The 22,410-nt window shown below is 72.4% G+C and carries 21 protein-coding genes; 7 read left to right on the plus strand and 14 right to left on the minus strand.

Going from position 1 to position 22,410, the window contains the following annotated elements; translation table 11 throughout:
- Positions 1–15 precede the first annotated feature (15 nt).
- Complete coding sequence (locus tag ACFS27_RS00720; RefSeq protein WP_377179334.1) at positions 16–2,013, minus strand: APC family permease; 1,998 nt, start codon at positions 2,011–2,013, stop codon at positions 16–18.
- 120 nt (positions 2,014–2,133) lie between these two features.
- On the opposite strand from ACFS27_RS00720, the gene ACFS27_RS00725 reads away from it, so the two are divergent.
- Both ACFS27_RS00725 and ACFS27_RS00730 read left to right on the plus strand, forming a co-directional pair.
- A complete protein-coding gene (locus ACFS27_RS00725) occupies positions 2,134–2,787 on the plus strand; it encodes a potassium channel family protein (protein WP_377183558.1) in 654 nt (217 codons plus the stop codon).
- The gene (locus ACFS27_RS00730; protein ID WP_377179336.1) at positions 2,787–3,452 is read left to right on the plus strand and encodes a potassium channel family protein; all 666 of its coding nucleotides are present in this window, start codon (positions 2,787–2,789) and stop codon (positions 3,450–3,452) included. The genes ACFS27_RS00725 and ACFS27_RS00730 overlap by 1 nt, the downstream gene beginning before the upstream one ends.
- 10 nt (positions 3,453–3,462) lie before the next feature.
- On the opposite strand, the gene ACFS27_RS00735 is transcribed toward ACFS27_RS00730, so the two are convergent.
- The 4 genes from ACFS27_RS00735 to dut all read right to left on the minus strand — a co-directional run bounded on the left by ACFS27_RS00735 (position 3,463) and on the right by dut (position 6,072).
- Entirely contained in the window at positions 3,463–4,239 is a 777-nt protein-coding gene (locus tag ACFS27_RS00735; protein ID WP_377179338.1) for a DUF3159 domain-containing protein, read from the minus strand.
- Between the two features lie 54 nt (positions 4,240–4,293).
- Positions 4,294–4,662 carry an OB-fold nucleic acid binding domain-containing protein gene (locus ACFS27_RS00740; protein WP_377179340.1) on the minus strand — a complete coding sequence of 123 codons (369 nt, stop codon included), beginning with the start codon at positions 4,660–4,662 and terminating at the stop codon, positions 4,294–4,296.
- A gap of 15 nt (positions 4,663–4,677) precedes the next feature.
- On the minus strand, positions 4,678–5,403 hold the full coding sequence (locus ACFS27_RS00745; protein WP_377179342.1) for a DUF3710 domain-containing protein: 726 nt from the start codon (positions 5,401–5,403) through the stop codon (positions 4,678–4,680).
- 138 nt (positions 5,404–5,541) lie between these two features.
- On the minus strand, positions 5,542–6,072 hold the full coding sequence (dut, locus tag ACFS27_RS00750) for a dUTP diphosphatase (RefSeq protein ID WP_377179344.1): 531 nt from the start codon (positions 6,070–6,072) through the stop codon (positions 5,542–5,544).
- Positions 6,073–6,096: 24 nt separating this feature from the next.
- Here dut and ACFS27_RS00755 point away from each other — a divergent pair, with 24 nt between their 5' ends.
- Positions 6,097–6,540: a DUF3093 domain-containing protein gene (locus ACFS27_RS00755; protein WP_377179346.1), complete on the plus strand. Its 444-nt coding sequence runs from the start codon at positions 6,097–6,099 to the stop codon at positions 6,538–6,540.
- 129 nt (positions 6,541–6,669) lie between these two features.
- Here ACFS27_RS00755 and ACFS27_RS00760 read toward each other — a convergent pair whose 3' ends face one another.
- The gene (locus ACFS27_RS00760) at positions 6,670–6,969 is read right to left on the minus strand and encodes a DUF4193 domain-containing protein (protein ID WP_253871289.1); all 300 of its coding nucleotides are present in this window, start codon (positions 6,967–6,969) and stop codon (positions 6,670–6,672) included.
- Between the two features lie 310 nt (positions 6,970–7,279).
- A complete protein-coding gene (locus ACFS27_RS00765; protein ID WP_377179348.1) occupies positions 7,280–8,143 on the minus strand; it encodes an inositol monophosphatase family protein in 864 nt (287 codons plus the stop codon).
- Between the two features lie 120 nt (positions 8,144–8,263).
- Between ACFS27_RS00765 and sepH the strand changes: the two genes are divergently transcribed.
- Complete coding sequence (sepH, locus tag ACFS27_RS00770) at positions 8,264–9,442, plus strand: septation protein SepH (RefSeq protein WP_377179350.1); 1,179 nt, start codon at positions 8,264–8,266, stop codon at positions 9,440–9,442.
- A gap of 5 nt (positions 9,443–9,447) precedes the next feature.
- Here sepH and ACFS27_RS00775 read toward each other — a convergent pair whose 3' ends face one another.
- Genes ACFS27_RS00775 through ACFS27_RS00795 form a run of 5 tightly spaced genes read right to left on the minus strand, consistent with a single transcriptional unit; the run spans position 9,448 to position 15,186 of the window.
- A complete protein-coding gene (locus ACFS27_RS00775) occupies positions 9,448–10,080 on the minus strand; it encodes a thymidine kinase (protein ID WP_377179352.1) in 633 nt (210 codons plus the stop codon).
- A gap of 24 nt (positions 10,081–10,104) precedes the next feature.
- Entirely contained in the window at positions 10,105–11,298 is a 1,194-nt protein-coding gene (locus ACFS27_RS00780; protein ID WP_377179354.1) for an alkaline phosphatase family protein, read from the minus strand.
- Complete coding sequence (locus ACFS27_RS00785; protein ID WP_377179356.1) at positions 11,295–11,873, minus strand: DUF5998 family protein; 579 nt, start codon at positions 11,871–11,873, stop codon at positions 11,295–11,297. The genes ACFS27_RS00780 and ACFS27_RS00785 overlap by 4 nt, the downstream gene beginning before the upstream one ends.
- Positions 11,874–11,907: 34 nt before the next feature.
- Positions 11,908–14,694, minus strand: a complete 2,787-nt coding sequence (locus ACFS27_RS00790; protein WP_377179358.1) for a bifunctional acetate--CoA ligase family protein/GNAT family N-acetyltransferase — start codon at positions 14,692–14,694, stop codon at positions 11,908–11,910.
- Between the two features lie 36 nt (positions 14,695–14,730).
- Positions 14,731–15,186: a hypothetical protein gene (locus tag ACFS27_RS00795; protein WP_377179360.1), complete on the minus strand. Its 456-nt coding sequence runs from the start codon at positions 15,184–15,186 to the stop codon at positions 14,731–14,733.
- A 173-nt stretch (positions 15,187–15,359) separates the two neighbouring features.
- Here ACFS27_RS00795 and ACFS27_RS00800 point away from each other — a divergent pair, with 173 nt between their 5' ends.
- The 3 genes from ACFS27_RS00800 to ACFS27_RS00810 all read left to right on the plus strand — a co-directional run bounded on the left by ACFS27_RS00800 (position 15,360) and on the right by ACFS27_RS00810 (position 19,556).
- Complete coding sequence (locus ACFS27_RS00800; protein WP_377179362.1) at positions 15,360–17,849, plus strand: DNA gyrase/topoisomerase IV subunit A; 2,490 nt, start codon at positions 15,360–15,362, stop codon at positions 17,847–17,849.
- A gap of 90 nt (positions 17,850–17,939) precedes the next feature.
- Positions 17,940–18,323 (plus strand): YciI family protein, encoded by a 384-nt coding sequence (locus ACFS27_RS00805; protein WP_377179364.1) that lies wholly within the window; start codon positions 17,940–17,942, stop codon positions 18,321–18,323.
- Positions 18,324–19,556, plus strand: coding sequence for a DUF6596 domain-containing protein (locus ACFS27_RS00810; RefSeq protein WP_377179366.1), 1,233 nt, complete (start codon positions 18,324–18,326; stop codon positions 19,554–19,556).
- Positions 19,557–19,840: 284 nt separating this feature from the next.
- On the opposite strand, the gene ACFS27_RS00815 is transcribed toward ACFS27_RS00810, so the two are convergent.
- Entirely contained in the window at positions 19,841–20,041 is a 201-nt protein-coding gene (locus ACFS27_RS00815; protein ID WP_377179368.1) for a hypothetical protein, read from the minus strand.
- Positions 20,042–20,123: 82 nt separating this feature from the next.
- The gene (locus ACFS27_RS00820) at positions 20,124–22,250 is read right to left on the minus strand and encodes an HNH endonuclease signature motif containing protein (protein ID WP_377179370.1); all 2,127 of its coding nucleotides are present in this window, start codon (positions 22,248–22,250) and stop codon (positions 20,124–20,126) included.
- Positions 22,251–22,410: the final 160 nt, after the last annotated feature.

Below are 22,410 nucleotides of genomic sequence, written 5' to 3' on the forward strand. Positions count from 1 at the left end.
CCCAGTATCCCCCGCCTACAGCCGCCTGCCGCGCAGGAAGGTGTCGTCCTCGAGACCCGTCTGACCGCGCGAGGAGGCGAGCTGCCACGGCACGGACGCCACGACGACCCCCGGCGTGAACAGGAGGCTGCCCTTGAGGCGCAACGCCGACTGGTTGTGCAGCAGCTGCTCCCACCAGTGTCCGACGACGTACTCGGGGATGTAGACGATCACGAGGTCGCGCGGCGACTCACGGCGCACGGAGCGCACGTACTTGAGCACGGGGCGGGTGATCTCCCGGTACGGCGAGTCGAGGATACGCAGGGGAACGGGCAGATCAAGGGCCTCCCACTCGGCAACGAGCCCGTCGATGTCCTCCCGGTCCACGCCGACGGTGACGGCCTCGATCACGTTGGGCCGCGCGGCGCGCGCGTACGCCACCGCCCGCATGGTCGGCTTGTGCACCTTGGAGACCAGCACGACGGCGTGCACCCGGCTCGGCAGCGCACGGGCGGCCGAGACGTCGTCGAGCGCGAGCTCGTCACGGACCCGGTCGTAGTGCTTGCGGATGGCCCGCATGAGGACGAACAGGACTCCCATCGCCAGGAACGTGATCCACGCACCATGGGTGAACTTGGTCACCAGCACGATGATCAGGACGGTGCCGGTGAGCCCGAAGCCGATGCCGTTGACCACGCGCGAGCGCTTCATGCGGCCGCGCACCGCCGGGTTCGGCTCCGTGCGCAGCTCCCGGGTCCAGTGCCGGAGCATGCCGAGCTGGGACAGCGTGAACGACACGAACACGCCGACGATGTAGAGCTGGATCAGCCGCGTCGTCGAGGCATCGAAGGCGACGATCAGGATGATCGCCGCGACGGCGAGGGTCACGATGCCGTTCGAGAACGCCAGGCGGTCGCCGCGCGTGTGGAGCTGGCGGGGCAGGTAGCCGTCGCGGCCGAGGATCGAGCCCAGCACGGGAAACCCGTTGAACGCCGTGTTGGCGGCGAGCACCAGGATCAGGCCCGTGACGGCGGACACCGCGTAGAAGGCCGGCGGGAATCCGGAGAAGACGGACTCGGCGAGCTGCCCGATGACGGGGATCTGCACGTACTCCTCGGAGACCGGCTCGCCGTCGACCGTGAGCTGGGAGTGCGGGTCCTCGGCGAACCGGACGCCGGTGGCCTGCGCCAGCAGCAGGATCGAGATGATCATCGTCGACGAGATGACGCCGAGCAGCAGCAGGGTGGTCGCCGCGTTGCGCGACTTGGGCTTGCGGAACGACGGCACGCCGTTGCTGATCGCCTCGACACCGGTCAGGGCCGCGCAGCCGGACGCGAACGCGCGGGCCAGGAGGAACGCGCCGCCGATGCCGACCAGCCCTTGGTCGAACGCGACCTCGCCCGTGAGCTCGAACCCCGAGCTGTCGGCCTGGGGCAGGTCGCCCGCGAAGTAGCGGACCGCGCCCGTGACGACCAGCGCACCGATGATCGCCATGTAGCAGTACGTCGGGATCGCGAAGGCCCGGCCCGACTCCCGCACGCCGCGCAGGTTGACCAGGCTGAGCACAGCGATCGCCACGACCGCCACGGTCACCTCGTGCCCGCGGATCCCCGGGACCGCCGCCGACGCGTAGTGCGCCGCCGCCGAGATCGACACCGCCACGGTGAGCACGTAGTCGACGAGCAGCGCGGACGCAACGCCGATGCCCGCCGTCCGGCCCAGGTTGGTGGTGACGACCTCGTAGTCGCCGCCGCCGGACGGGTAGGCCCGCACGTTCTGCCGGTACGACGCCACCACGATGAGCAGCACCGCGACCACGACCAGGCCGACCCACGGCGAGAAGGCCAGGGCGGCGACTCCGGCCAGGGAGAGGGTCAGGAGGATCTCGTCGGGCGCGTAGGCGACGGACGACAGGGCGTCCGAGGCGAACACGGGCAGGGCGATCCGTTTGGGCAGCAACGTGCGGCCCAGGTTCTCGCTACGTTTGGGACGGCCGACGAGTAGTCGCTTGGCCGCATCGACGATGTCCGACACGTTGGAAGACTCTATGCCCGCGGATGGTCGGCAGCGCACCGGCGCGCGCGACGCGCATGACCGGGCGCGCTCCGCACCCGCCCGCATGGGGGTAGCGTTCCGTTCGTGCACTTCGTGATCATGGGCTGCGGCCGCGTGGGCTCCAGCCTCGCTCAGGAGATCGAGGGCCGCGGACACTCCGTGGCCGTCATCGACCAGAACCCCGACGCGTTCCGCCGCCTGCCCGCGGACTTCTCGGGCAAGAAGGTGACCGGCGTGGGTTTTGACCGCGACACGCTCGTCCAGGCGGGGATCGAGGACGCGTACGCGTTCGCTGCCGTGTCCGACGGCGACAACTCGAACATCCTGTCGGCCCGTGTGGTGCGCGAGACCTACGGCGTGGACAACGTCGTGGCCCGCATCTACGACCCGCACCGCGCGGAGATCTACCAGCGCCTGGGCATCCCCACGGTCGCCACCGTGCGCTGGACCGCCGACCAGGTGCTGCGCCGCATGCTGCCGCTCGGCGCCACCGACGAGTACCGCGACCCGTCCGGCACCGTACGGCTGGCGCAGATCGACTACCACCGACGGTGGGTGGGCCGGCCCGTGCTCACCATCGAGGCCGCCACCGGCGCGCGCGTCGCGTTCCTGACCCGGTATACCTCCGCGGTGCTGCCCACGTCCGACATCGTGCTCCAGGAGAACGACGAGCTGCACATGCTCATGACGGCGGACGCCTCGGCCGACGTCGAGCGGATCCTCACCGCGGCCCCGACCACCGAGGAGGACTGATGCGCGTCGTCATCGCCGGGGCGGGCTCCGTCGGCCGCTCGATCGCCCGCGAGCTGCTGAGCCACGACCACGAGGTCACCCTGATCGACAAGAACGCCTCGGCCATGCGGGTCTCGCAGGTCCCCGAGGCCGAGTGGGTGCTCGCCGACGCGTGCGAGCTCCCGGCGCTCGAGGCCTCCGAGATGGAGCAGGCCGACGTCGTGGTGGGTGCCACGGGCGACGACAAGGTGAACCTCGTGTTCTCGTTGCTGGGCAAGACGGAGTTCGGGGTGCCCCGCACCGTCGCGCGCGTGAACAACCCGAAGAACGAGTGGATGTTCGACCAGTCGTGGGGCGTGGACGTGGCGGTCTCGACGCCGCGCATCATGACGGCGATGGTCGAGGAGGCCGTCGCGGTGGGCGACCTGGTGCGCATCTTCAGCTTCCGCCAGTCGCACGCCGACCTGCTCGAGCTCACGCTGCCCGCCGACTCCCGCGTCGCCGGGACGCGCCTGGGCCGGGTGGTCTGGCCGTCGGACGTCACCCTCGCGACGATCGTGCGCGACGGCCGGCCGCTGGTGCCCAGCCCCGACGACACCCTGGAGGCCGGCGACGAGCTGCTCCTGGTCGCCGGAGCGGACGCCGACACCGACGCCCTGCAGGAGCTGCTGGTGCCGAAGGGCTAGGCCGGCAGGGCTATGCGGCGGCCGCCGTCTTCGGCCGGCGCACCACGTACCAGGTCAGGTACAGCACGAGCGCCCACAGCGGCACACCGAGCAGCAGGTGGAACGTGCCGAGCCACGCGATGTCGCCGGCGAAGTACAACGGGGTCTTCACCGCGAGGCGCAGGGCGAACAGGCCCACCCAGAGCCAGGTGGCTTGTCCATAGGTCCGCATCTTGGCCGGGTCGTCCCGCCACGCGGTCAGGGCGGCGAACGGCGACGGCTCGTCCTTCGCCGACATGCCGTCGCTCTCCCCTGCACGCTCGGCGGCCCGGTTCGCCTCGGCCTTGACGGCGTCCGGCGTCAGGCCGGCGCGCAGCGCCTCCACGACGTAGCCGACGACCGGCCTGCGCACGACGATGGAGACGAGCAGCACCAGCAGGTAGCCGGCGTTGACGAGCAGGCCGCCCGCGTAGTAGTTCTCCGCCTCGCCCGACGTCCACGCCCAGAGCACGCCGACGGCGATGCCCAGCAGGCCACCGAGGGCCTGCGTGACGGGCGTGCGCTGCACCAGGCGCGCCACCACGAGCACCAGCGCCGCGACCACTGAGGCGATGAGCGGGATCGTCAGGTCCGTGAAGATCACGAACGCGACCACGAACACCAGGCCGGGCAGCACCGCCTCCACCAGGCCGCGGACACCACCGATGGCCTGGGCTGCGGAGAACTCCTCGCCGGCGAGGGCACGCACACCGCGCGCGGGGGCTTCTGCGGGCTGCGGCGGAACGTCGGGACGTGCGGGTTCGCTCATGGGTTCATTGTGCCGTGCTCGCACGGGTGCTCATCCACCCGGTCGCGCGGTACGTCACTCGCCCGGACGCGGCCGGAGCTCGTAGCGCGGGTTGAACATGGTGCGGCGCCCGTCGACGTCGCACACCATGCCCTCGACGCGGATACGCCGCCCCGGCTCGATGCCGTCGATGGTCCGCCGTCCGAGCCACACGAGGTCCAGCGCGCCGGAACCGTCGAACAGCTCCGCCTCCACGGTGGGCACGCCCTCGCGAGGGCGCAGCACCACCGAGCGCAGCACGCCGGCCACCTTGCCGCGGCTGCGGACCGGCAGGGACGTGACCGCCGCACAGCCGACGTTCCGGGAGGCGTCGGCGCGCTCCTCCGTGTCCCGCACCTGTTCGTTGGAGGCCAGCGACTCCGCTATGCGGGAGCGCAGCGACATCAGTGGTTCACCTCGTCAGCCGATCGATGTGATCTCGGGGCCGCGGCGCAGCGGGTCGATGTCGGCCATCTGCGGTACGGCGCCCTCCGGTCCGGCGACTGCTGCTGCCGGCTGTGCACCATCCTTGCGCGCCGACTTCGGCAGCGCCAGGGGCAGCAGGTCGCGCGGCGGGCGCGGGCTCTGGTCGCGCACCACCACGATGTTCGCGAACACGGACTCGAGCGCCTTGGCCGCCTCCGCGTCCAGCGCGGCCTTGCCCGCGAGGACACCACGGATGAACCAGCGCGGGCCGTCCACCCCGATGAACCGTGCCGGCCGCTGGCCGGCCTGCCCGTCCGGGCCCTTCACCGGCATCCGGACGAGCAGCTCGCGACCGAACACGCCGGGCACGTCGTCGACGATCCCGCCCTGTCCGCCCACCGACTGCGCGATCTCGTGCCGGATCTCGTCCCAGATGCCCTCGGTGCGCGGCGCGGCGAAGGCCTGGATCTGGAGGTTCGACCCCTCCAGCGCGGCCGTCACCCCCGTCACCTTCTGCGTCTTCTTGTCGATCTCCATGCGGAGCTCGAGGCCCGGCATCACCGGCAGCCAGATCGCACCGAGATCGACGCGGGGACCCATCTCCCCCACCTGCGACCGGTCGAAGGGTCCGTGCGGCCGCTTCTGCTGCTCGGCCTCCACCGACGCCCACTCGACCGGTGCGGGCTCATTCGCCGTGCCTCGTCGGCTGAACAGACCCACAGCCACGCTCCTTACGTCGTTCGTCGTCCTGCGTGCGCCCGCGATTGGCGCGCACGACAGCGTTATCCACTCGTTACTTACAGACTAGACCCGTCCGGGGCAGATCCGGGACGGTCGGAACAGCTCGGTACCGGGCGTTCAGCGCCCGGCGAAACCGCCGCTGGAACCGAAGCCTCCGTCGCCCCGGTGCGAGCCCGGCAGGGTCTCGGCGGGCAGGAACCGTGCCCGCTCGACCTGCTGGATCACGAGCTGCGCCACCCGGTCGCCGCGGACCAGCTTCACTGCCTCGGCGGCGTCGGTGTTGAGCAGCGTGACCTTGATCTCGCCGCGGTAGCCCGCGTCGACCGTCCCTGGAGCGTTCACGATGGTGACACCGTGCTTGGCCGCGAGCCCGGACCGCGGGTGCACGAACGCCGCGTAGCCGTCCGGCAGGGCGATGGACACCCCCGTCGGCACCACCACCCGTCCCTGCGGCGGGATCTCGACGTCGACCGTGGTCACCAGGTCGGCACCGGCATCGCCGGGATGCGCGTAGGAGGGGACGGGGACGTCGTCGAGAAGGCGGATGAGCACGTCGACCGTGCTGCCGTCGTCGCCTGGCGCAGGGGTGGGCACGCCGGAAGAGTACGCCACCTCGGCGCGCGACGCCGCAAGAGTGCTCGGACGCATGCGCGGGCCTGGAATGATGTCCTCATGACGGCGACCACCCTCACCTTCCACGAGCGTCTTCTCCCCGGTCCCGGTGGCTGGCTCGGCACGGTCGGTCTGGGCGCCATCGCGGCGATCGCGGTGTGGCCGCTGCACGTGCCCGCGGCGATCGTGGCCGGGCTGCTGGTCTGCGTCGGGTCGGCGGTCGCCCTGGCCGTGACCTCCCCCGTCGTCGAGGTGTCCGACGGCGTCCTGCGCGCCGGGCGCGCCCGGGTGCCGGTCACGCTGCTCGGCCCCGCGCAGGACCTCGACGTCGCAGCGATGCGGTACGAGCTGGGTCCTGGCCTCGACGCGCGCGCCTACGTCTGCCTCCGCGCATGGGCGAGGACCGGGGTGCGGGTCGCGCTCGACGACCCGGCCGACCCCACCCCCTACTGGCTGATCTCCACCCGTCGCCCGCAGCTGCTGGTGCAGGCGCTGCTCGACTGAGCCGGAGCGGAACCGCAGGTTCAGGCGATACAAGCAGAGCTGAGGGAGACCCGTCCCCGGACACGACGAAGGCTGCCACGCGATGCATGACAGCCCGGTCGTGTCGTCAGTGCCGAAACGCCTGGTGGATCAGGCGGCGCACTCCGTGCAGATCATCTGGCCGGACTTCTCGTAGGCCAGCTGGCTGCGGTGGTGCACGAGGAAGCAGCTGGAACACGTGAACTCGTCCGCCTGTCGCGGCAGCACACGAACCGCGAGCTCCTCGCCGGACAGGTCGGCACCCGGGAGCTCGAAGCCCTCGGCCGCCTCGGTCTCGTCCTCGTCCACAACGCCCGAGGACTTGTCAGATCGACGTGCCTGCAGCTCCTGGATCGAATCCTGCTCGACATCCTCATCGGTCTTGCGTGGGGCGTCGTAGTCAGTTGCCATGTGGTGTTCTCCGTCGGTAGGTGGTCGCGCCGGAAGGTTTCGGGACATCCGGGGATTCGACGCCGCCCCGGCCGGGTCACCGCACGCGCCGTCAAACGGCGTCCGTTGCGGGTGTACGCGCAGATAATGCACACGGCCCCGGATTTGTTCCCGAGTCGGCCCACGGATTGTGCACCATTTCGCATCGGCGCGCTACATCTACCGGTGTAACCCCCGTCACGTACGCTCTGACCTGCATTGACAGGGTGTCGACTGGGTTCAGGTCACCTTCGGCAGTGACGGCTCTCCCACAGTCGTGTCAGAAAAATAATCACCGGATCTCGGCGGATCCGGCTCCGTCCGCGTCCGCCGCCTCGAGGATCTCGGCGAGCTGCGCGACCAGATCGGCCGGTCCCGCGACCGTCATGGCGTTGCCGGCAGGACCACCGCGCAGGCCGGTCACCACGGCACCCGACTCGGTGGCCACCACGGCTCCCGCCGCCATGTCCCACGGGTTGAGCCCACGTTCGTAGTACAGGTCGATCGAACCGTCCGCGAGCAGGCACAGGTCGATCGCGGCCGAACCGAGCCGCCGGATGTCCCGGATCTTCGGCAACACCTCTGCCAGCACCCTTGCCTGGTCGGCGCGGCGCCCGGCGTCGTACCCGAAGCCGGTCCCCACCAGCGAGGCGCCGAGGGACCCTGCGCTCCCCACGCGCACGGGGGCGCCGTCCCGCGTGGCCCCCTCGCCGAGCCCTGCCGACCACGTACGGCCGTCGGCCACGCTGTGCACGCACCCGGCCAGGACCGTCCACGTCGCGGGTTCCGGCGTACCGGCCACCACCGCGACGGACACGGCCCACGAGGCGACCCCGTACAGGTAGTTCACCGTGCCGTCGATCGGGTCGAGCACCCAGGTGAGGCCGCTGGTGCCCGCGACGTCGTCGCCCTCCTCGCCGAGGATCGCGTCGTCGGGGCGCTCCGCGGCGATCATCTCGCGCAGCAGCTCCTCCGAGGCGCGGTCCATGACCGTGACCGGATCGACGGCGCTCGACTTGGTGGCCGCCACCACCACGCGATCCGGTCTACCCTCACGGACCAGGGCACCCGCGGCTGTCGCGAGGCGGACGGCGAGGTCGCGGAGGGCGGTGACGGTGACGCCGTCGGGCAGCTCGGGCAGTGCGGGTGAGATCACGCACCCATCCTGCCGCACCCTTCGGCGGGCGACTATCCGGCGGCACACCGACGAGCCTGCGCCGCGCGGCCGCCCAGCGGTGGCAGGCTCGGGCCACAGGACTACCCCGGGAGGACTGGCATGGACGAGCTGGAGCTGGTACGGCTGCACGAGGACGGTGAACGACTCGTCCTTGCTGCGCGCGACGGCGCCCAGAGCACCCTGCCCATCACCGATGCCCTGCGTGCCGCCATCAGGGGTGACCGACCCCGCATGGAGTCGATCCGCGCCCAGGAGGAGTCGACGCTCCGCCCCCGCGAGATCCAGGCGCGCCTGCGCGCCGGCGAGACCTGTGAGGCCCTCGCCGAGGCGTCGGGTCTGCCGATCGACCATGTCCGGCGCTTCGAGTACCCGGTGATCTCCGAGCGGGAGCACTCGATCGCGCGGGTCCGGGCCAAGGCCGTCCTGACGGACGACGACGGCGCCACCACGCTCGGCGAGGTCGCCGACGAGCGCCTGCGCTCGCGCGGTGTGCGGCCCGCCGACGCCCGGTGGAGCGCCACCCGCGAGGGCACCCACCCGTGGCTGGTGCAGGTCGAGTTCGAGGCCGCCGAGCGGCCGAGGGTGGCCCGCTGGTCCCTGGAGCCGCGCGGCGGCTTCGTCACGCCGCTCGACGACGAGGCGCGCTGGCTCGGCCTCCCGGAGGACGACGACGGTCCGGCCCTCGCCGGGGTGTCGTCCCTGCCGCCGCACCGCAGCAACCAGCACCCGTCGTCGCGGCCGGCCCCGCCGGAGCAGGACGACACCGACCTCCTGCTCGACAACCTGTCGGAGCGGCGCGGACAGCGCCCCGCGCGGCGCCAGACCCCTGACACCGACCTGCCCGACATGATGGAGCTCGACCTGGACGGCCCTGACGCGCCGCCTGAGCACGAGCCGGAGCCGGAGCCCTCCGCCGCCGTCGTCGACATCGGTGCGCGGCGCGGCGCGTCCCGCCCGAAGATGCCGTCGGTCCAGGTGCCCGACTCCCCCGCCGGCCTCGAGTGGGAGGCGCCGAGCCAGTGGGAGATCGCCGCCCCTGGCGCCGCCTCCGGGCCGGGCGGCGAGCAGCAGCCGGACACCGGTGAGGGGCAGGACACCAGGTCGGCGCCGCAGGCCGAGCAGGAGCAGGCGCCCGAACCCCTGCCGGACAAGGTGCCGGAGAAGCCGCCGGCCGACCCGGCGCCACCCAAGCGTCCGGCGGCGAAGCGCGGCCGTAAGTCACGCGCGCAGGTGCCGAGCTGGGACGAGATCGTGTTCGGCTCGCGCCCGGAGGTCTAGCCGGGCTAGCCCCAGAGCGACTCGTCGGCTGAGCGGCGGCGCGCGGTGAGTGCGGTCATCCGGCGCATGTGGTGCCTGCGACACAGCACCTCGTAGGCGACCTCGCCACGGCCGACGTCGCCGATCACCACCTGTTCCCCCTCGGTGACCATGATGCCGTCGACGGTGCGCGCGTTGAGCGTGGCGCGCGCACCGCACCAGCACAGCGACTGCACCTGGAGCACGTCGATGCGGTCGGCGAGCTCGATGAGCCGGGCCGAGCCGGGGAACAGCCGGGTGCGGAAGTCGGTGGTGATGCCGAACGCGAAGATGTCGATCTCCATCTCGTCCACCAGCCGCGCGAGCTGCTCCACCTGCTCGGGCGAGTAGAACTGCGCCTCGTCGCACACGAGGTAGTCGACGGCCTCGCCGCTGGAGCGCCTGCTGCTGATCTCGGCCCAGAAGTCGGTGTCGTCCGTCACCTCGTGGGCGGCCACGTCGAGCCCCAGCCTGCTGGAGACCCTGGCCTGACCCGCCCGGTCACCGCGGCTGAAGATCAGCCCCTCGCGCCCGCGGGCGCGGTAGTTGTGGTCGGTCTGGAGGGCGAGGGTGGACTTTCCGGAGTCCATGGTCCCGGAGAAGAAGACGAGCTCGGCCACGGAGCTACCTTACGTCTTGGCGGCTCATGCGACGGCGGTCAGCAGGGGTACGAGCATCTCGTGCGGGGTCAGCGAGCCGTGCACGCCGGGCAGGGCGCGCGCGTTCGCGGAGTGCACGCGCGAGTCGACGACGGTCGCGGCGCCGGTCATCGCGACCACCACGTCCCCGACCGCTGGGAGCACGTGCTGGACGACCGGCCCGAACCAGCCGCCCGCCACCGCGTCGTCCCGCAGCAGGACGACGGCGTGCTCGCCCAGCCGCTCGGCCCACCGGCGTGCGACGTCGGCCGGGTCGGTGGCCGGGTCGGCGTAGACGTGCAGGGCACGGGGCTCGCCCCCGACCATCGCGACGCCGGCCTTCAGCGCCGGGTCGGAGGCCACGTCCCACTGGGTCGCCAGGTCGGCCTTGATCTGGCCGTGGTCGGCGGTGATCACCACAAGAGTGCCGCGCGGGACGCTCCGCAGCAGCCTGCGCAGCTCGCGGTCGGTGGACTCCAGCGCGTCGCCCCACTGCCACGAGTCCCAGCCGTGCCCGTGGCCCGTCTTGTCGACGTCGCCCTGGTACAGGTAGACCAGACGCTGCGCGTCCCCGGGCTGCCGCAGCGCCGTGACGGTGGCGTCCACGCGCTGCTCGAAGGTCTCCGCTGCGACGTAGGCAGGGCCGCGCAGCGCCGCCTGGGTCATGCCGGACCCGGCGAACTTGCCCGGGCCGGGCGCCGTGACGCGCGTGCCCACCGCGGCGAGCTTCTCGAACACGGTGGGTTCGCGCTGCAGGTCGGCCGGATCGCCGAGCTCCCGCCACTGCACGAGGGACGCCAGCCGGCCCGTTTCCGGGTTGCGCTGGGTGTAGCCGAGCATGCCGGTACGGCCGGGAGCGGTGCCGGTGCCGAAGGTGCTCAGGCCTGCGGCCGTGGTGGAGGGAAAGCTCGAGGTGAGGGTCGCGGCGGCCTCGTCCCGCTCACGCAGGAGGCCGCGCAGGAACGGGGCGTGCCCGCCGCGCTCCGCGAGGTTGCGGATGCCGAGCCCGTCCACGAGCACGACCACCACCCGGTCGGCGTCGGGCAGGCCGAGCGCCGTGCGGCACCCCGCAGCGGCGAGGCCCGTGGCGGTGGTGAGGTCGTGCCCGAGCGCGCCGGCGACGGCCGGCAGTACCGCGGCGAGGCTCGTGGTGTCGTAGGACGGCGCGACCAGGCCGTCGGGCAGGTTCGGCGCCGTCACGCAGACGTGGCCCGGGACAGTGCGCCGGCGAAGCTGACCGCCGCGCGGACCGCTGCGTCTCCCTCTGCCTCGCTGGAGACCCGTACCACCACGTCGTCGGGCGTGACCTGGCCGGTCAGGCCGTGGTCCGCGGTGCAGTTCGGGTCCACGCACGTTGCGGGCTCCAGGTCGACGCGGGACACCGCGCCCCAGCCGATCGCCAGGGTGACCTCTCGCGTCGCGGCGCGCCGCGGGTACTGCTCCGGGTCCGCGATCACGTGCGTGAGCGCCACGGAACGGATCTCGCGGACCGGCACCACCTCGGTCGTGGCCGATGCGGAGCCCGGTCGGGCCGGGTCCTCGCCGGAGTGGTCGTCCACGTGGGCGGTGACCAGGCGGGTCGGCGTCAGCACCAGGACCGTGAGGTGGCGGCGCACCTCCGAGTCGAACGTGGTCTCCGCCTGCACGAGGTGGGCCACGACCTCCTCGTCGGCCAGCGCGACGTCGAGCACGTCCGCGACCAGCTCCGGGTAGTAGCCGGCCCGGTGCAGGTGGGCGGTCAGGTCGTCACGGGCATCGGTAGGGGCATGGGGCACGGTTGGCATCATCCCATGAGAGGGGCCTTCGCCGTTAGCCCGGGAGCGCCCTTCGCAGGGCATCCGTCCGGCGTTCGGCCGGCCGCAGCCGGATCGTCGCGTGCAGCACGGCCGCGCCGCGTTCCGCCACCGCGACCGGGTACAGCTCGAGCGACGCCAGCTCCGGCAGGTCCTCCGCCATGACCGAGACCCGCGCCAGCACGTCCTCGAGCGCTGCGACGTCGGCGGCGGGTGCGCCCTGGTAGCCGAACAGGCGCGGGGCCGCCCGGACGCCGCGCACCATGCGCGCCACGTCGACGTCGGTCAGGGGCGGCACGCCGTGCGTCACGTCGTCGAGCAGGTCGACGGCGTCGCCGGCCAGCCCGAACGACACCACCGGACCGAACAGCTCGTCCTCGACCGACCGCACCACGCACGCGACGCCGGTGGGCGCCATGGCCTGCACCTCCAGCACCGGGTCGGGCGCCGGCAGCAGGGACGACGCCGCCGCGAGCATCCGCTCGGCGTCCTCCCTGAGGTCCTCCGCGTCGGCGATGTCGAGGCGCACGCCGCCGAGGTCGGCCCGGTGGCGCAGCGCGGGTGCGGCGATCTTGAGCGCCACCGGCCAGCCCAGCTGCTCGGCGGCGGCGACGGCGTCGTCCGCCGTGCGCACGCTCCTTGCGCGCCACAGGGTCAGGCCGTAGCAGGCCAGCAGCTCGGCGGCCGCGTCCTGGTCCAGGACCATGCCGTCGTCCGGCCACTCGGCGCAGCGGAGCAGATCCTCGACGAGCGTCCGCGCCTGGGCGCGCGCGGCGCCGTCGGACACCCCCTCCCGGAGCGCCGGACGGACCGGTGCGCCGTGGTCCTGCGTGCGCCACTGCGCGTACCGCACGACCTCACCGAGGGCCCAGACCGCGTCCTCCGGCGTGGAGAACGCCGGGACGCGGACGTCGCCGGACGCGAGCTCGTCGGGCATGCCGTGCAGGCCCAGCGCGCTGACGACGGTGGTCCGGCCGCTCCGTGCGGCGGCGTCGGCCACTGCGCGGGCCAGCGCGTCGGTCCGCGGCAGCACAACGGGCACCGAGACGACGACGACGGCGTCGCACGCGCCGGGGGCGTAGAGGGCGTCGACGGCGGCGGAGATCTCGTCGTCCGGCGCGCCGGCGGACAGCGGCTCCAGCGGCCCGACGACGGTCAGGCCGGCCGCCACGACGGCGTCGGCCACGAGCGCCGCCAGCGACGGCGAGCTCGCGAGGATCCCGACCCTGCCGCCTGCCGGGAGCGGCTGGTGCGCAAGGACCTGCGCGACGTCCATGAGCTGGTGCGTGTTCTCCGCGCGGATCACGCCGGACTGCCGCAGCACCTCGTCGAGCATCCGCCGCGGCGCACGCGTGGCACGCACCGTGTGCCCTGGCGGCACGACGCTCCCGTGGCGGCCCGCCACGACCACGATCACCGGTTTCACCAGGGCGAGGCGTCGCGCGATCCGCGAGAACTTGCGGGGGTTGCCGAGCGTCTCGAGGTACAGGCACACGACGTCGGTGTGCGGGTCGTCCTGCCAGTACTGCATGACGTCGTTGCCCGACACGTCCGCACGGTGTCCCGCGGAGACCAGCGTGGACAGCCCGAGGCCGCGACGCTTGACGGTCTCGGCCGCCGTGACGGCGACCGGCGCGCTCTGGCTGAACAGGCCGACGCGGCCGGGCTTCGGGGACGTGCGGGCGAGGCTCGCGCGCAGGCTCGCACCCGGGACGTTCGTGAGCAGGCCGTAGCTGGCAGGGCCCACCACCCGCATGCCCTCGGTGTGCGCGGTGCGCAGCAGCTCGCGGCGGCGGGCGACGCCGTCGGGCCCTGCCTCGGCCCAGCCCGCCGACAGCACGACGACGCCCCGCGCGCCGGTGCCGCGGAGGCGCCGGACCGCGTCGAGCACCTCGTCAGGAGGCGCTGCGACGACCGCGAGGTCGACCTCGGCGGCTCCGCCCTCTCCCGACGCGCTCGACCCGCCCGAGCCGAGGTCCGCCCAGGTCACGTCGTCGCCCAGCACCATCAGCTCGGTGTCGCCGGGGTCGGCGGCGTGCGCGTCGCGGACGCGCGCGGCGAGCAGCTCGTCGACGGTGCCGCCCTGCGCCGGACCGACCAGGAGCACCCGGCGGGCCGAGAGCAGGCCCTGCATGGACCGCGCCTCGGTGCGGTGCTCACGGTCGGCCATGACCTCGCGGGACCGGTCGGTGGGGTCGAGGTCGACGGAGACGGTGACGACGCCGTCGTCCAGGTGCTGCTCGACGGCGTAGCCGGCCTCCCTGAACACGCCGAGCATCGCGCGGTTCTGCGGCAGCACCTCCGCGATGAAGCGGTGCACGCCCCGTTCGCGTGCAGCGGCGGCGATGTGCTCCAGCAGGACCGACCCGAGGCCCTGGCCCTGGAGGGCGTCGGCGATGTTGAACGCGACCTCCGCGGTGCGGCGCCCCGGCTGGTCGTCGGTGACGTCGTAGCGCGCGACCCCGACGACGTCCTCTGTCGGGTCGGCGCCGTCGGCGCCGTCGGCGCCGTCCGCCGCCCCCGGCCGCACGGCGACCAGCGCCGTCCTGCGCACGTGGTCGACGGTGACGAGCTGGGTGAGCATCCGGTCGGGGATGCGCTGGAGCGCGGCGAAGAACCTCAGGTACGTGGAGCGCTCCGACTGGGCCATCTGGAAGCGCTGGATCGCGTCGGCGTCCTCGGGGCGGATGGGGCGCACGTGCGTGGTGGACCCGTCGCGCAGCACCACGTCCGCCTCCCACTCGACCGGGTACTGCGTCGAGTAGGGCAGGCGCACGCTGCCGACCCGTTCTGGCTGGTCCACGGGACCAAGGCTATCCAGATCGGGGTCCGGGCGGCGTCAGCGCACCAGCACCATGCCGGCGAGGAGCATCACGGCGAAGCCCACGAGCACCAGCCGCTGGCGGCGGTTCGGGCCGGACGCGGTGAGGATGGCTGCCACGGCGGGACCCGCCGCGAGCAGGAGCCACGCACCGAGTGCGGGTGCCACGTTCGCCGACACCGCTGCGACCGCCACGACCACCAGGCCGTGCACCACGCCGAGGCCGAACCGCATCGAGACGACGATGTGGAGCACGGCGGCGAGCACCGAGAGCCCGGCCCACGTGGTGATGCCCTCCTCCAGGCAGCCCCACTCCTGCTGGGCGCACTGCCAGGACTGCATCCACCAGGTCACGAGGGCGCCGAGCACCAGGACGGGCACGACGCTGAGGCCGACGACGCCGTAGGCGAGCCCGATGCGGACCAGCCACCCAGGCAGGGTGGTCGACCTGCTGACCAGCGGCATTTCGGGCATACCCGAATAGTGCCAGGTACGCCACGAAAAGGCACATGCCTCGGCCCCTGACCTCGTGCGATGTCGACGGGAGGTCCGGCCCGACGTCAGCGAGGTGCCACCGGAGTGTCGGCGGCGCGCGGTACGGTTTGCCTGTCCGAAACCACCCCCACAGTCCAGGAGCCCCACGAACCATGGCGCGCAAGCCGTCGCAGCCGCTCGACGAGAGCGAGATCCACGAGAAGGTCGTGGACATCGACGTCGCCTCGGAGATGGAGGCCTCGTTCCTCGAGTACGCCTACTCCGTCATCTACTCGCGGGCCCTCCCGGACGCGCGCGACGGCCTCAAGCCGGTCCAGCGCCGCATCCTCTACATGATGTCGGACATGGGGTTGCGTCCCGACCGCGCGCACGTGAAGTCGTCGCGCGTGGTGGGCGAGGTGATGGGAAAGCTCCACCCGCACGGTGACGCCCCCATCTACGACGCCCTCGTACGTCTCGCGCAGAGCTTCTCGCTGCGCCTGCCTCTCGTGGACGGGCACGGCAACTTCGGCTCGCTCGACGACGGCCCCGCGGCGCCCCGGTACACGGAGGCGCGCCTGGCGGCGTCGTCGATGGCGATGACAACGGGTCTCGACGAGAACGTCGTGGACTTCGTGCCGAACTACGACAACAAGCTCACCCAGCCAGAGGTGCTGCCTGCCGCCATCCCGAACCTGCTGGTCAACGGCGCGTCCGGCATCGCGGTCGGCATGGCGACGAACATGGCCCCGCACAACCTCGTCGAGGTCGTGTCGGCTGCGCAGCACCTGATCAAGAACCCCGAGGCCACGCTCGAGGACCTGCAGCGGTTCGTGCCGGGTCCTGACCTGCCCACCGGTGGCAAGATCGTCGGTCTCGAGGGCGTGCGCGACGCGTACCGCACCGGCCGCGGCAGCTTCCGCACCCGCGCCACGGCGCGGATCGAGAACGTCACGCCGCGCCGCAAGGGCATCGTCATCACGGAGCTCCCCTACCTCGTGGGCCCGGAGAAGGTGATCGAGAAGATCGCCGACGGCGTCAAGGCCAAGCGCATCCAGGGCGTCACCAACGTGCAGGACCTCACCGACCGCACGCACGGTATGCGCCTGGTCATCGAGGTCAAGACCGGTTTCGACCCGGACGCCGTACTGGAGCAGCTGTACCGCGTGACGCCGCTCGAGGACTCGTTCGGCATCAACAACGTGGCCCTCGTCGACGGCCAGCCGCGCACCCTCGGCCTGCTCGAGATGCTGCGGGTCTGGGTGGACCACCGCATCTCCGTGGTCCGACGGCGGTCGCAGCACCGCCTGGACAAGCGCGTCGAGCGGCTGCACCTGGTGGACGGCCTGCTCGTCGCGATCCTCGACATCGACGAGGTCATCCAGGTGATCCGCACGTCCGACGACGCCGGGATCGCCCGCGACCGCCTGCGCGAGATCTTCGACCTGTCCGAGCCGCAGGCCTCCTACATCCTGGACCTGCAGCTGCGCCGCCTCACCCGGTTCTCCCGCGTCGAGCTGGAGAAGGAGGCCGAGGAGCTGCGCCGCGAGATCGCCGAGCTGGAGCAGATCCTCGGCGACGAGAAGCTGCTGCGCCGGGTCGTCAGCACCGAGATGGGCGAGGTGGCCCGCACCTACGGCACGCCGCGCCGCACCGTGCTGCTCGACGCGGCGGGCGGGTCCGTCGGCTCGGTCGCGGTCGCACCGGCCAACGGGCGGACGAACGGCCGTCGCAGCCAGCCCGATCCGCTGGACCTGCAGATCAAGGACCTGCCGACGCGCGTGCTGCTGTCGGCGACGGGTCTGCTGGCGCGGCTCCCGGACGACGTCCCGGTGCCCCGCGTCGGCAACCGCGCGGCGCACGACGCCCTGCGTGGCGACGCGGCCGCCACCACCCGGAGCCAGATAGGTCTCGTGACGTCGGCCGGGCGCATGCTGCGCGTCTCCGTGCTGGACCTGCCGGCACTGCCGCCCACCGACGGTGCGCCGTCGCTGTCCGGCGGCATCCCGGTCAGCGAGCTCGTGGAGCTGGAGCACGGCGAGACCGTACAGACCGTGACCGCGCTCGGCCCGGACGCGCCGACCATCGCCGTCGGCACCGCGCAGGGCATCGTCAAGCGCATCGCCCCGGCGGACGCCCCCGCCAAGGGCGACGAGTGGCCGGTGATCGCCCTCAAGGAGGGCGACACCGTGGTGGGCGCTGCCGTCGTGTCGGACGACGACGAGCTGGTCTTCCTGGCCGACGACTCGTCGCTGCTGCACTTCCCGGCCTCCGCGGTGCGCCCGCAGGGCCGCGCGGCAGGCGGTATGACCGGCATCAAGCTCGCCGCCGACCGTCGGGTCGTGTTCTTCGGCGCGGTTCCGGCCGGGGTCGACGCCACCGTCGTGACCATCGCCGGTGCGGCCGACTCGCTGCCGGGGGTCGAGCCCGGCGCGGGCAAGGTGACTCCGTTCGCGCTTTACCCCGGCAAGGGCCGCGCGACGGGTGGTGTGCGGTCCCAGCGCCTGCTCAAGGGCGAGGACGGCCTCATCCTGGCCTGGGTGGGCGCCACTCCCCCACGTGCGCTCGGCGCCGGCGGCCAGCCGGTCGAGCTGCCCGACGTGGACGAGCGACGTGACGGGTCCGGCACCCCGATCGCGGCGCCGGTCGCAGTGATCGGCTGACCCGGCGGAACTAACTCTGTCGAGACTGTCGATTCTGGCGTCGCTCGCCCGTCCAAGGCGTGTCAACATTCCAGAGACGAGGAGCTCGACATGACCGACCACTGGGTATTTCTGATCCGCGAGACCGACTGGGACTCGGACGCCTACCTCCCGGAGAACCTGCAGGGTCAGAACCAGCAGGACTTCTCCGAGGACATGGCGGCCCACGAGCGCTTCGGCGAGGCGGTGGCCGCTCTGGGTGTCAAGATCACCGAGAGCAACGCCCTGCAGAACGCCAAGTACGGCGGATGGGTGACGCCCGGCAGGAACGGCGCCGAGCCCGTCTACACCGACGCACCGTTCACGGACACCAACGAAGTGATCACCGGCTACTACATCGTCGAGTGCGACGAGGCCACCGCACGGAAGATCGCGGCGCTCGTCCCCAGCACGAACGTGGTCGAGTGGCGCAAGGTCATGACCTTCGGCTCCTGAGTGCCGATCGACCCCGCGGCGTTCCGCACCGCCTGGCCCCAGGTGGTGCGGTCGCTCGCCGTGACCACGCGGAGCCTGGACAGCGGTGAGGAGTACGCCGCGGAGGCGTTCGCGCGTGCCGCGGCGCAGCCCGACGGCGTGATCGACGACCTGGTCGGCTGGTGCGTCCAGGTCGGACGCCGGTCCTGGCTCGACGCGGTGCGCCGGCAGGCGGTCCTCGTCCGGATCCAGCCTCAGCTCGCCCGCCCGGAGGTGGCCCCAGTGGACGTACCGGCCGAACCCGGCGACGACCTCGACGACCGCCTCGCCCTGCTCTTCGTCGCCTGCGACGACGCGATCGCACCGGGTGCACAGCTGGTCCTGGCGATGCGGGTGGTCTGTGGGCTCACGGTCCGGCAGATCGCGGGCCACCTCGGCGTCGCGGACGCCACCGCCGCCGCACGGCTCACCCGGGCCAAGTCCGCGCTGGCTCGTGCCCGCGGCGAGTTCGCGGTGCCCGACGGCCCCGCCCGCGCCGACCGCCTGCCCGTCGTGCTGGCCTGCGTCGCGGGCCTGTTCACCGTGGGACAGCGGGACGCGATGCAGCCCGCTGACGCCACCCAAGATCCGGCCCGCGACGCACTGACGCTCGCCGAGGCACTCGTCGCCCAGTACCCGGACGAACCGGAGGTGCTCGGCCTGCGCGCCGTATGCCGCCTGGGCCTGGCCCGACGCCCCGGCCGCGTGCGTGACGGCGTCGCGCTGCCCCTCGACGAGGTGGACCGGTCGGCGTGGGACCAGCGGTTCCTGTCCGCCGGCCTGGGCGACGCCACGGCGGCGATCGCCCGAGCGGAGCCGCCTGAGCGCCCGCCGGGCCGCTTCGCCCTGGAGGCCGCAGTCTCCGGGGTGCACGCGACGGCTCGCGACGCGGCCGACACGGACTGGCCCCGGCTGGCTCAGCTCTACGACGCACTGCTGGACGTCTGGCCGTCCCCGGCGACCCGGGTGGCGCGCCTCGTCGTGCTGGGCCGGCTCGCCGTGCGCGACGGCGGAGACCTCGGCCCGGTCGAACGCGACCTCGAAGAGCTGGTCGCCGACGGACCGCCGTATGCCGCCCGGGACGCCAGCCTCGCCCTCGCGGACCTGGCCCGGCGCACCGGCCGGACCGACGAAGCGGCAGGCCGCTACCGTGAGCTGCTCGACGTGCTTCCGACCGGTCCGCTGCGCGAGTTCTGCCGGCGGCATGCCGGATAACCTGCACCAGCTGCTCCCCCGACCGCCAGTTCCCTCGGTCTCGTGAACATGGGCCAATGGCCAATGGGCTCGCCGGGGAACTCGCACGCGATGATCGTGGCCAGGATGGCCCGCAGCGCAGCATCGGCCTGATGGTGCGGCTCTCGTGCACCGTCGCGCCCGGCTGCGGGATCGCCCGCGCACGGAACCGGACGCGCAACTCGTCGGTGAGGCCCACGAGGTCCTCATCCCTGTCCTCCTCCTACGACGGCGGCACGTGGTCCACGACATCCGCCGGCACGCCCTCATTGATCGCCCCTGGGCTCCGGCCGAGTGCCCCACCGCACGAGGACGACCCTGGCGAGCCTAGGCACCGCGTCGATCGCAGCCACGACGGCGTCGACGTGATCGCTCAGATGGACGGCCGAGCGGCCGTCGTCCACCGACTCCAGGCCCGGGAGCGTCAGCGCCCGCACGGTGTGCCCGGCTGCCTCCAACGGAGGCACGACCTCGCCCCACGCCGAGCCATCCCGCCAGAACCCTGGGATCAGGATGCTGCTATGTGGGCTCACCGACCGTGGCCGCCCGTCAGAAGGGTGGCTGGCCCGGGTCGTGCGGTGTTGTGGGGTTGGTCGGTGTCGGGTCGGTCGGTACGGCTCCGGGTTCGGTGGTCTGGTAGCTGCGGGGTAGGTGTTGGCCGGTCAGGGCGTGCAGGGTGAGGTCGTGGCTGGTGTCGGGGTCGATGTGGTCGAGGTCGATGTGGGTGTCCAGGACGGTGGGTGGTCGGGTGTGGGTGCGGCCGGTGGGGGTGGTCCAGGTCGTGACGCCGGTGAGGGGGTCGCGGACGATGCCCCAGCCGGCGTGGGTCTTGAGCAGGTGGTGCTTGCGGCACAGGGGGTGGAGGTTGTGGGCGTTGGTCTGTCCGCTGTCGTTGCGTTCGTTCCTGTGTTCGTGGTCGAAGGGTTGGATGTGGTCGAGGTCGCAGCGGGTGGCGGGGGTGTCGCAGCCCCACAGGAAGGTGCAGGTCTCGTCTCTGGTCTCGACCGCGGTGCGGAGGACCTTGCCGGGTTGGTAGGTGGTGGTGGAGTAGTCGGTCAGGATCCCGGTGACGGGGTCGGTCAGGAGGCGTTGCCAGGTGGCGTCTTGGGCGATCAGGCGGGCGGTGTCGGCGGGGATGGGTCCGTAGCCGGTCAGGTGTCCGGGGGCGTCGTCCAGGCCGAGGAGGGTGGAGGCGGGGACGGTGACGCGTACGACGGGGCGGGTCGGTGTGATCCGCACCGGCCGCACGATCTCTTGGACCACGACCTGGACGGGCGCCCGGCCACCACAGGTGCATACGGACACGTCGGTGTCTGTGCTGGGGGCGTGGGCGGCCTCGGTGTCGTCGGCTGCCTCGTGGGCGGTACCTGCACCGCCGACGCTGCTGTCCTCAGCGCCGCTCGCCGCATCGTCGTGCGGACCGCTGCTCGCACCGGTGCCCGTCGCTCGGCTGTCGACGCCCGTGCCCGTCGTCGTGCCCGTGCTCGTGCTCGCGCCCGTGGTCGTGGTCGTGCCGGCGGTGGGATGCGTGCCGTGGTCGGTGTCGCGTGCTACCTCGTGGTCGGTGCTCGTGCTGGTGGTGTCGTCCGGCTCGTTGTCGTCGGGCTCGGTGGTGTCGGTGTAGCGGTCGGCGGGGAGGAGGCGGCCAGTGATGATGCCGGTCAGGGAGTCGGCGCGCAGCTGTCCCAGGGTGCGGTCCTCACCGGTGGTGTGGCGTAACTGATGGGCCATGTCGTCCACGACACCCCACACGGCGGCGGCGTCGACGGCGGGGAGGTAGGCGGACAGCCAGCCCATGTCGTTCTCGGCGCGGTCCAGCTGTACGCACCGGCGTTGTGCTTCCGTGCGTGCGGTCTGGGCGGCGCCGTGGCGGGCTTTGGCGAACGCGAGCATCCGGGTCTGTAACCATTTCCAGGTTCGGTGGGGTGCCTGGGGCAGGTACCGGGCGATGGCCTCGGCCCGTTCGGTGGCGGTGAGCTGTGCTGCGGACCGCAGCAGGGTGTGGGCCTTGCGGACGTCGATGCGTCCGGTGATCAGTGCGGTGATCACGCTCGGGTGCTGGGCACCGGCCTGCGCCCGGACCACGACTTCTGCGGCTTCGGACTCGGTCACGACGAGCTCGCTGGTGACCTGGGCGACCAGAGAGTTGTGGGCCAGGGCGTGGGACTCGCGGGTGGCGCGTTCGGCCACGACCTGGGCCTGGAGACCAGCGGCCCAGGACTGCAACCGCCCGCACGCCGTGACGAGGTCACCGAGCGCGTCGTCCGACAGCTCACCCAGCACACTCGAGCCCGGCAGGCCCGGGTCCTCGCCCCGGCCGTGGTCGAGGTTGCCGTCCACGTCGATCGCCTCCGCGACCACCCGCGCCAACCGCGCTCCCGGCACACCCCGCACCGCCTCCTGCAGAACATCCTCCGGCCACACCGCCACCGGCATGCCTTCCGGCAGCCGGCCGCCCGGCGCACCTTCCGGCGCACCATCCAGCAGATCGTCGGGTGCTGCGTCCGGCCAACGGTCGGGCGGGGCGTTGAAGACCCAGGCTGGAACCTCGTCGTGCGCCACGACGCGCACCTCCACCCCGTCCCGCACCACGAGCTCTCCCAGGACCGGGTTGTCGCCGGCCAGGTCCTCCAGGAGCACGCTGCTCAGACCCGGGTAGCGCTGACCATCGTCCATGACTCCACCCCTCCACCTATACGCTATTTCACCATGCCATCATCTCGGACACCTGTTCGACAATAGAGGCGACCACCCACACCGGCCACGGCTTCTGCCATCCGCAGAAGAAGGTGGCGAACGCTCCTCACTGCCGGAATTCCCTCGGCCGGTGTCGGTG

The sequence above is a fragment of the Promicromonospora vindobonensis genome (assembly GCF_042685865.1).
Lineage (GTDB): Bacteria > Actinomycetota > Actinomycetes > Actinomycetales > Cellulomonadaceae > Promicromonospora > Promicromonospora vindobonensis.

Excerpts from the sequence above, each read along its gene's own strand:
- sepH (WP_377179350.1), top strand. The coding sequence starts at position 8,264 with ATGGACGAGCTGGAGCTGGTACGGCTGCACGAGGACGGTGAACGACTC.
- ACFS27_RS00735 (WP_377179338.1), bottom strand. The coding sequence starts at position 4,239 with ATGAGCGAACCCGCACGTCCCGACGTTCCGCCGCAGCCCGCAGAAGCC.
- ACFS27_RS00800 (WP_377179362.1), top strand. The coding sequence starts at position 15,360 with ATGGCGCGCAAGCCGTCGCAGCCGCTCGACGAGAGCGAGATCCACGAG.
- ACFS27_RS00760 (WP_253871289.1), bottom strand. The coding sequence starts at position 6,969 with ATGGCAACTGACTACGACGCCCCACGCAAGACCGATGAGGATGTCGAG.
- ACFS27_RS00725 (WP_377183558.1), top strand. The coding sequence starts at position 2,134 with ATGGGCTGCGGCCGCGTGGGCTCCAGCCTCGCTCAGGAGATCGAGGGC.
- ACFS27_RS00795 (WP_377179360.1), bottom strand. The coding sequence starts at position 15,186 with ATGCCCGAAATGCCGCTGGTCAGCAGGTCGACCACCCTGCCTGGGTGG.
- ACFS27_RS00805 (WP_377179364.1), top strand. The coding sequence starts at position 17,940 with ATGACCGACCACTGGGTATTTCTGATCCGCGAGACCGACTGGGACTCG.
- dut (WP_377179344.1), bottom strand. The coding sequence starts at position 6,072 with ATGCGTCCGAGCACTCTTGCGGCGTCGCGCGCCGAGGTGGCGTACTCT.
- ACFS27_RS00740 (WP_377179340.1), bottom strand. The coding sequence starts at position 4,662 with ATGTCGCTGCGCTCCCGCATAGCGGAGTCGCTGGCCTCCAACGAACAG.
- ACFS27_RS00730 (WP_377179336.1), top strand. The coding sequence starts at position 2,787 with ATGCGCGTCGTCATCGCCGGGGCGGGCTCCGTCGGCCGCTCGATCGCC.
- ACFS27_RS00755 (WP_377179346.1), top strand. The coding sequence starts at position 6,097 with ATGACGGCGACCACCCTCACCTTCCACGAGCGTCTTCTCCCCGGTCCC.
- ACFS27_RS00820 (WP_377179370.1), bottom strand. The coding sequence starts at position 22,250 with ATGGACGATGGTCAGCGCTACCCGGGTCTGAGCAGCGTGCTCCTGGAG.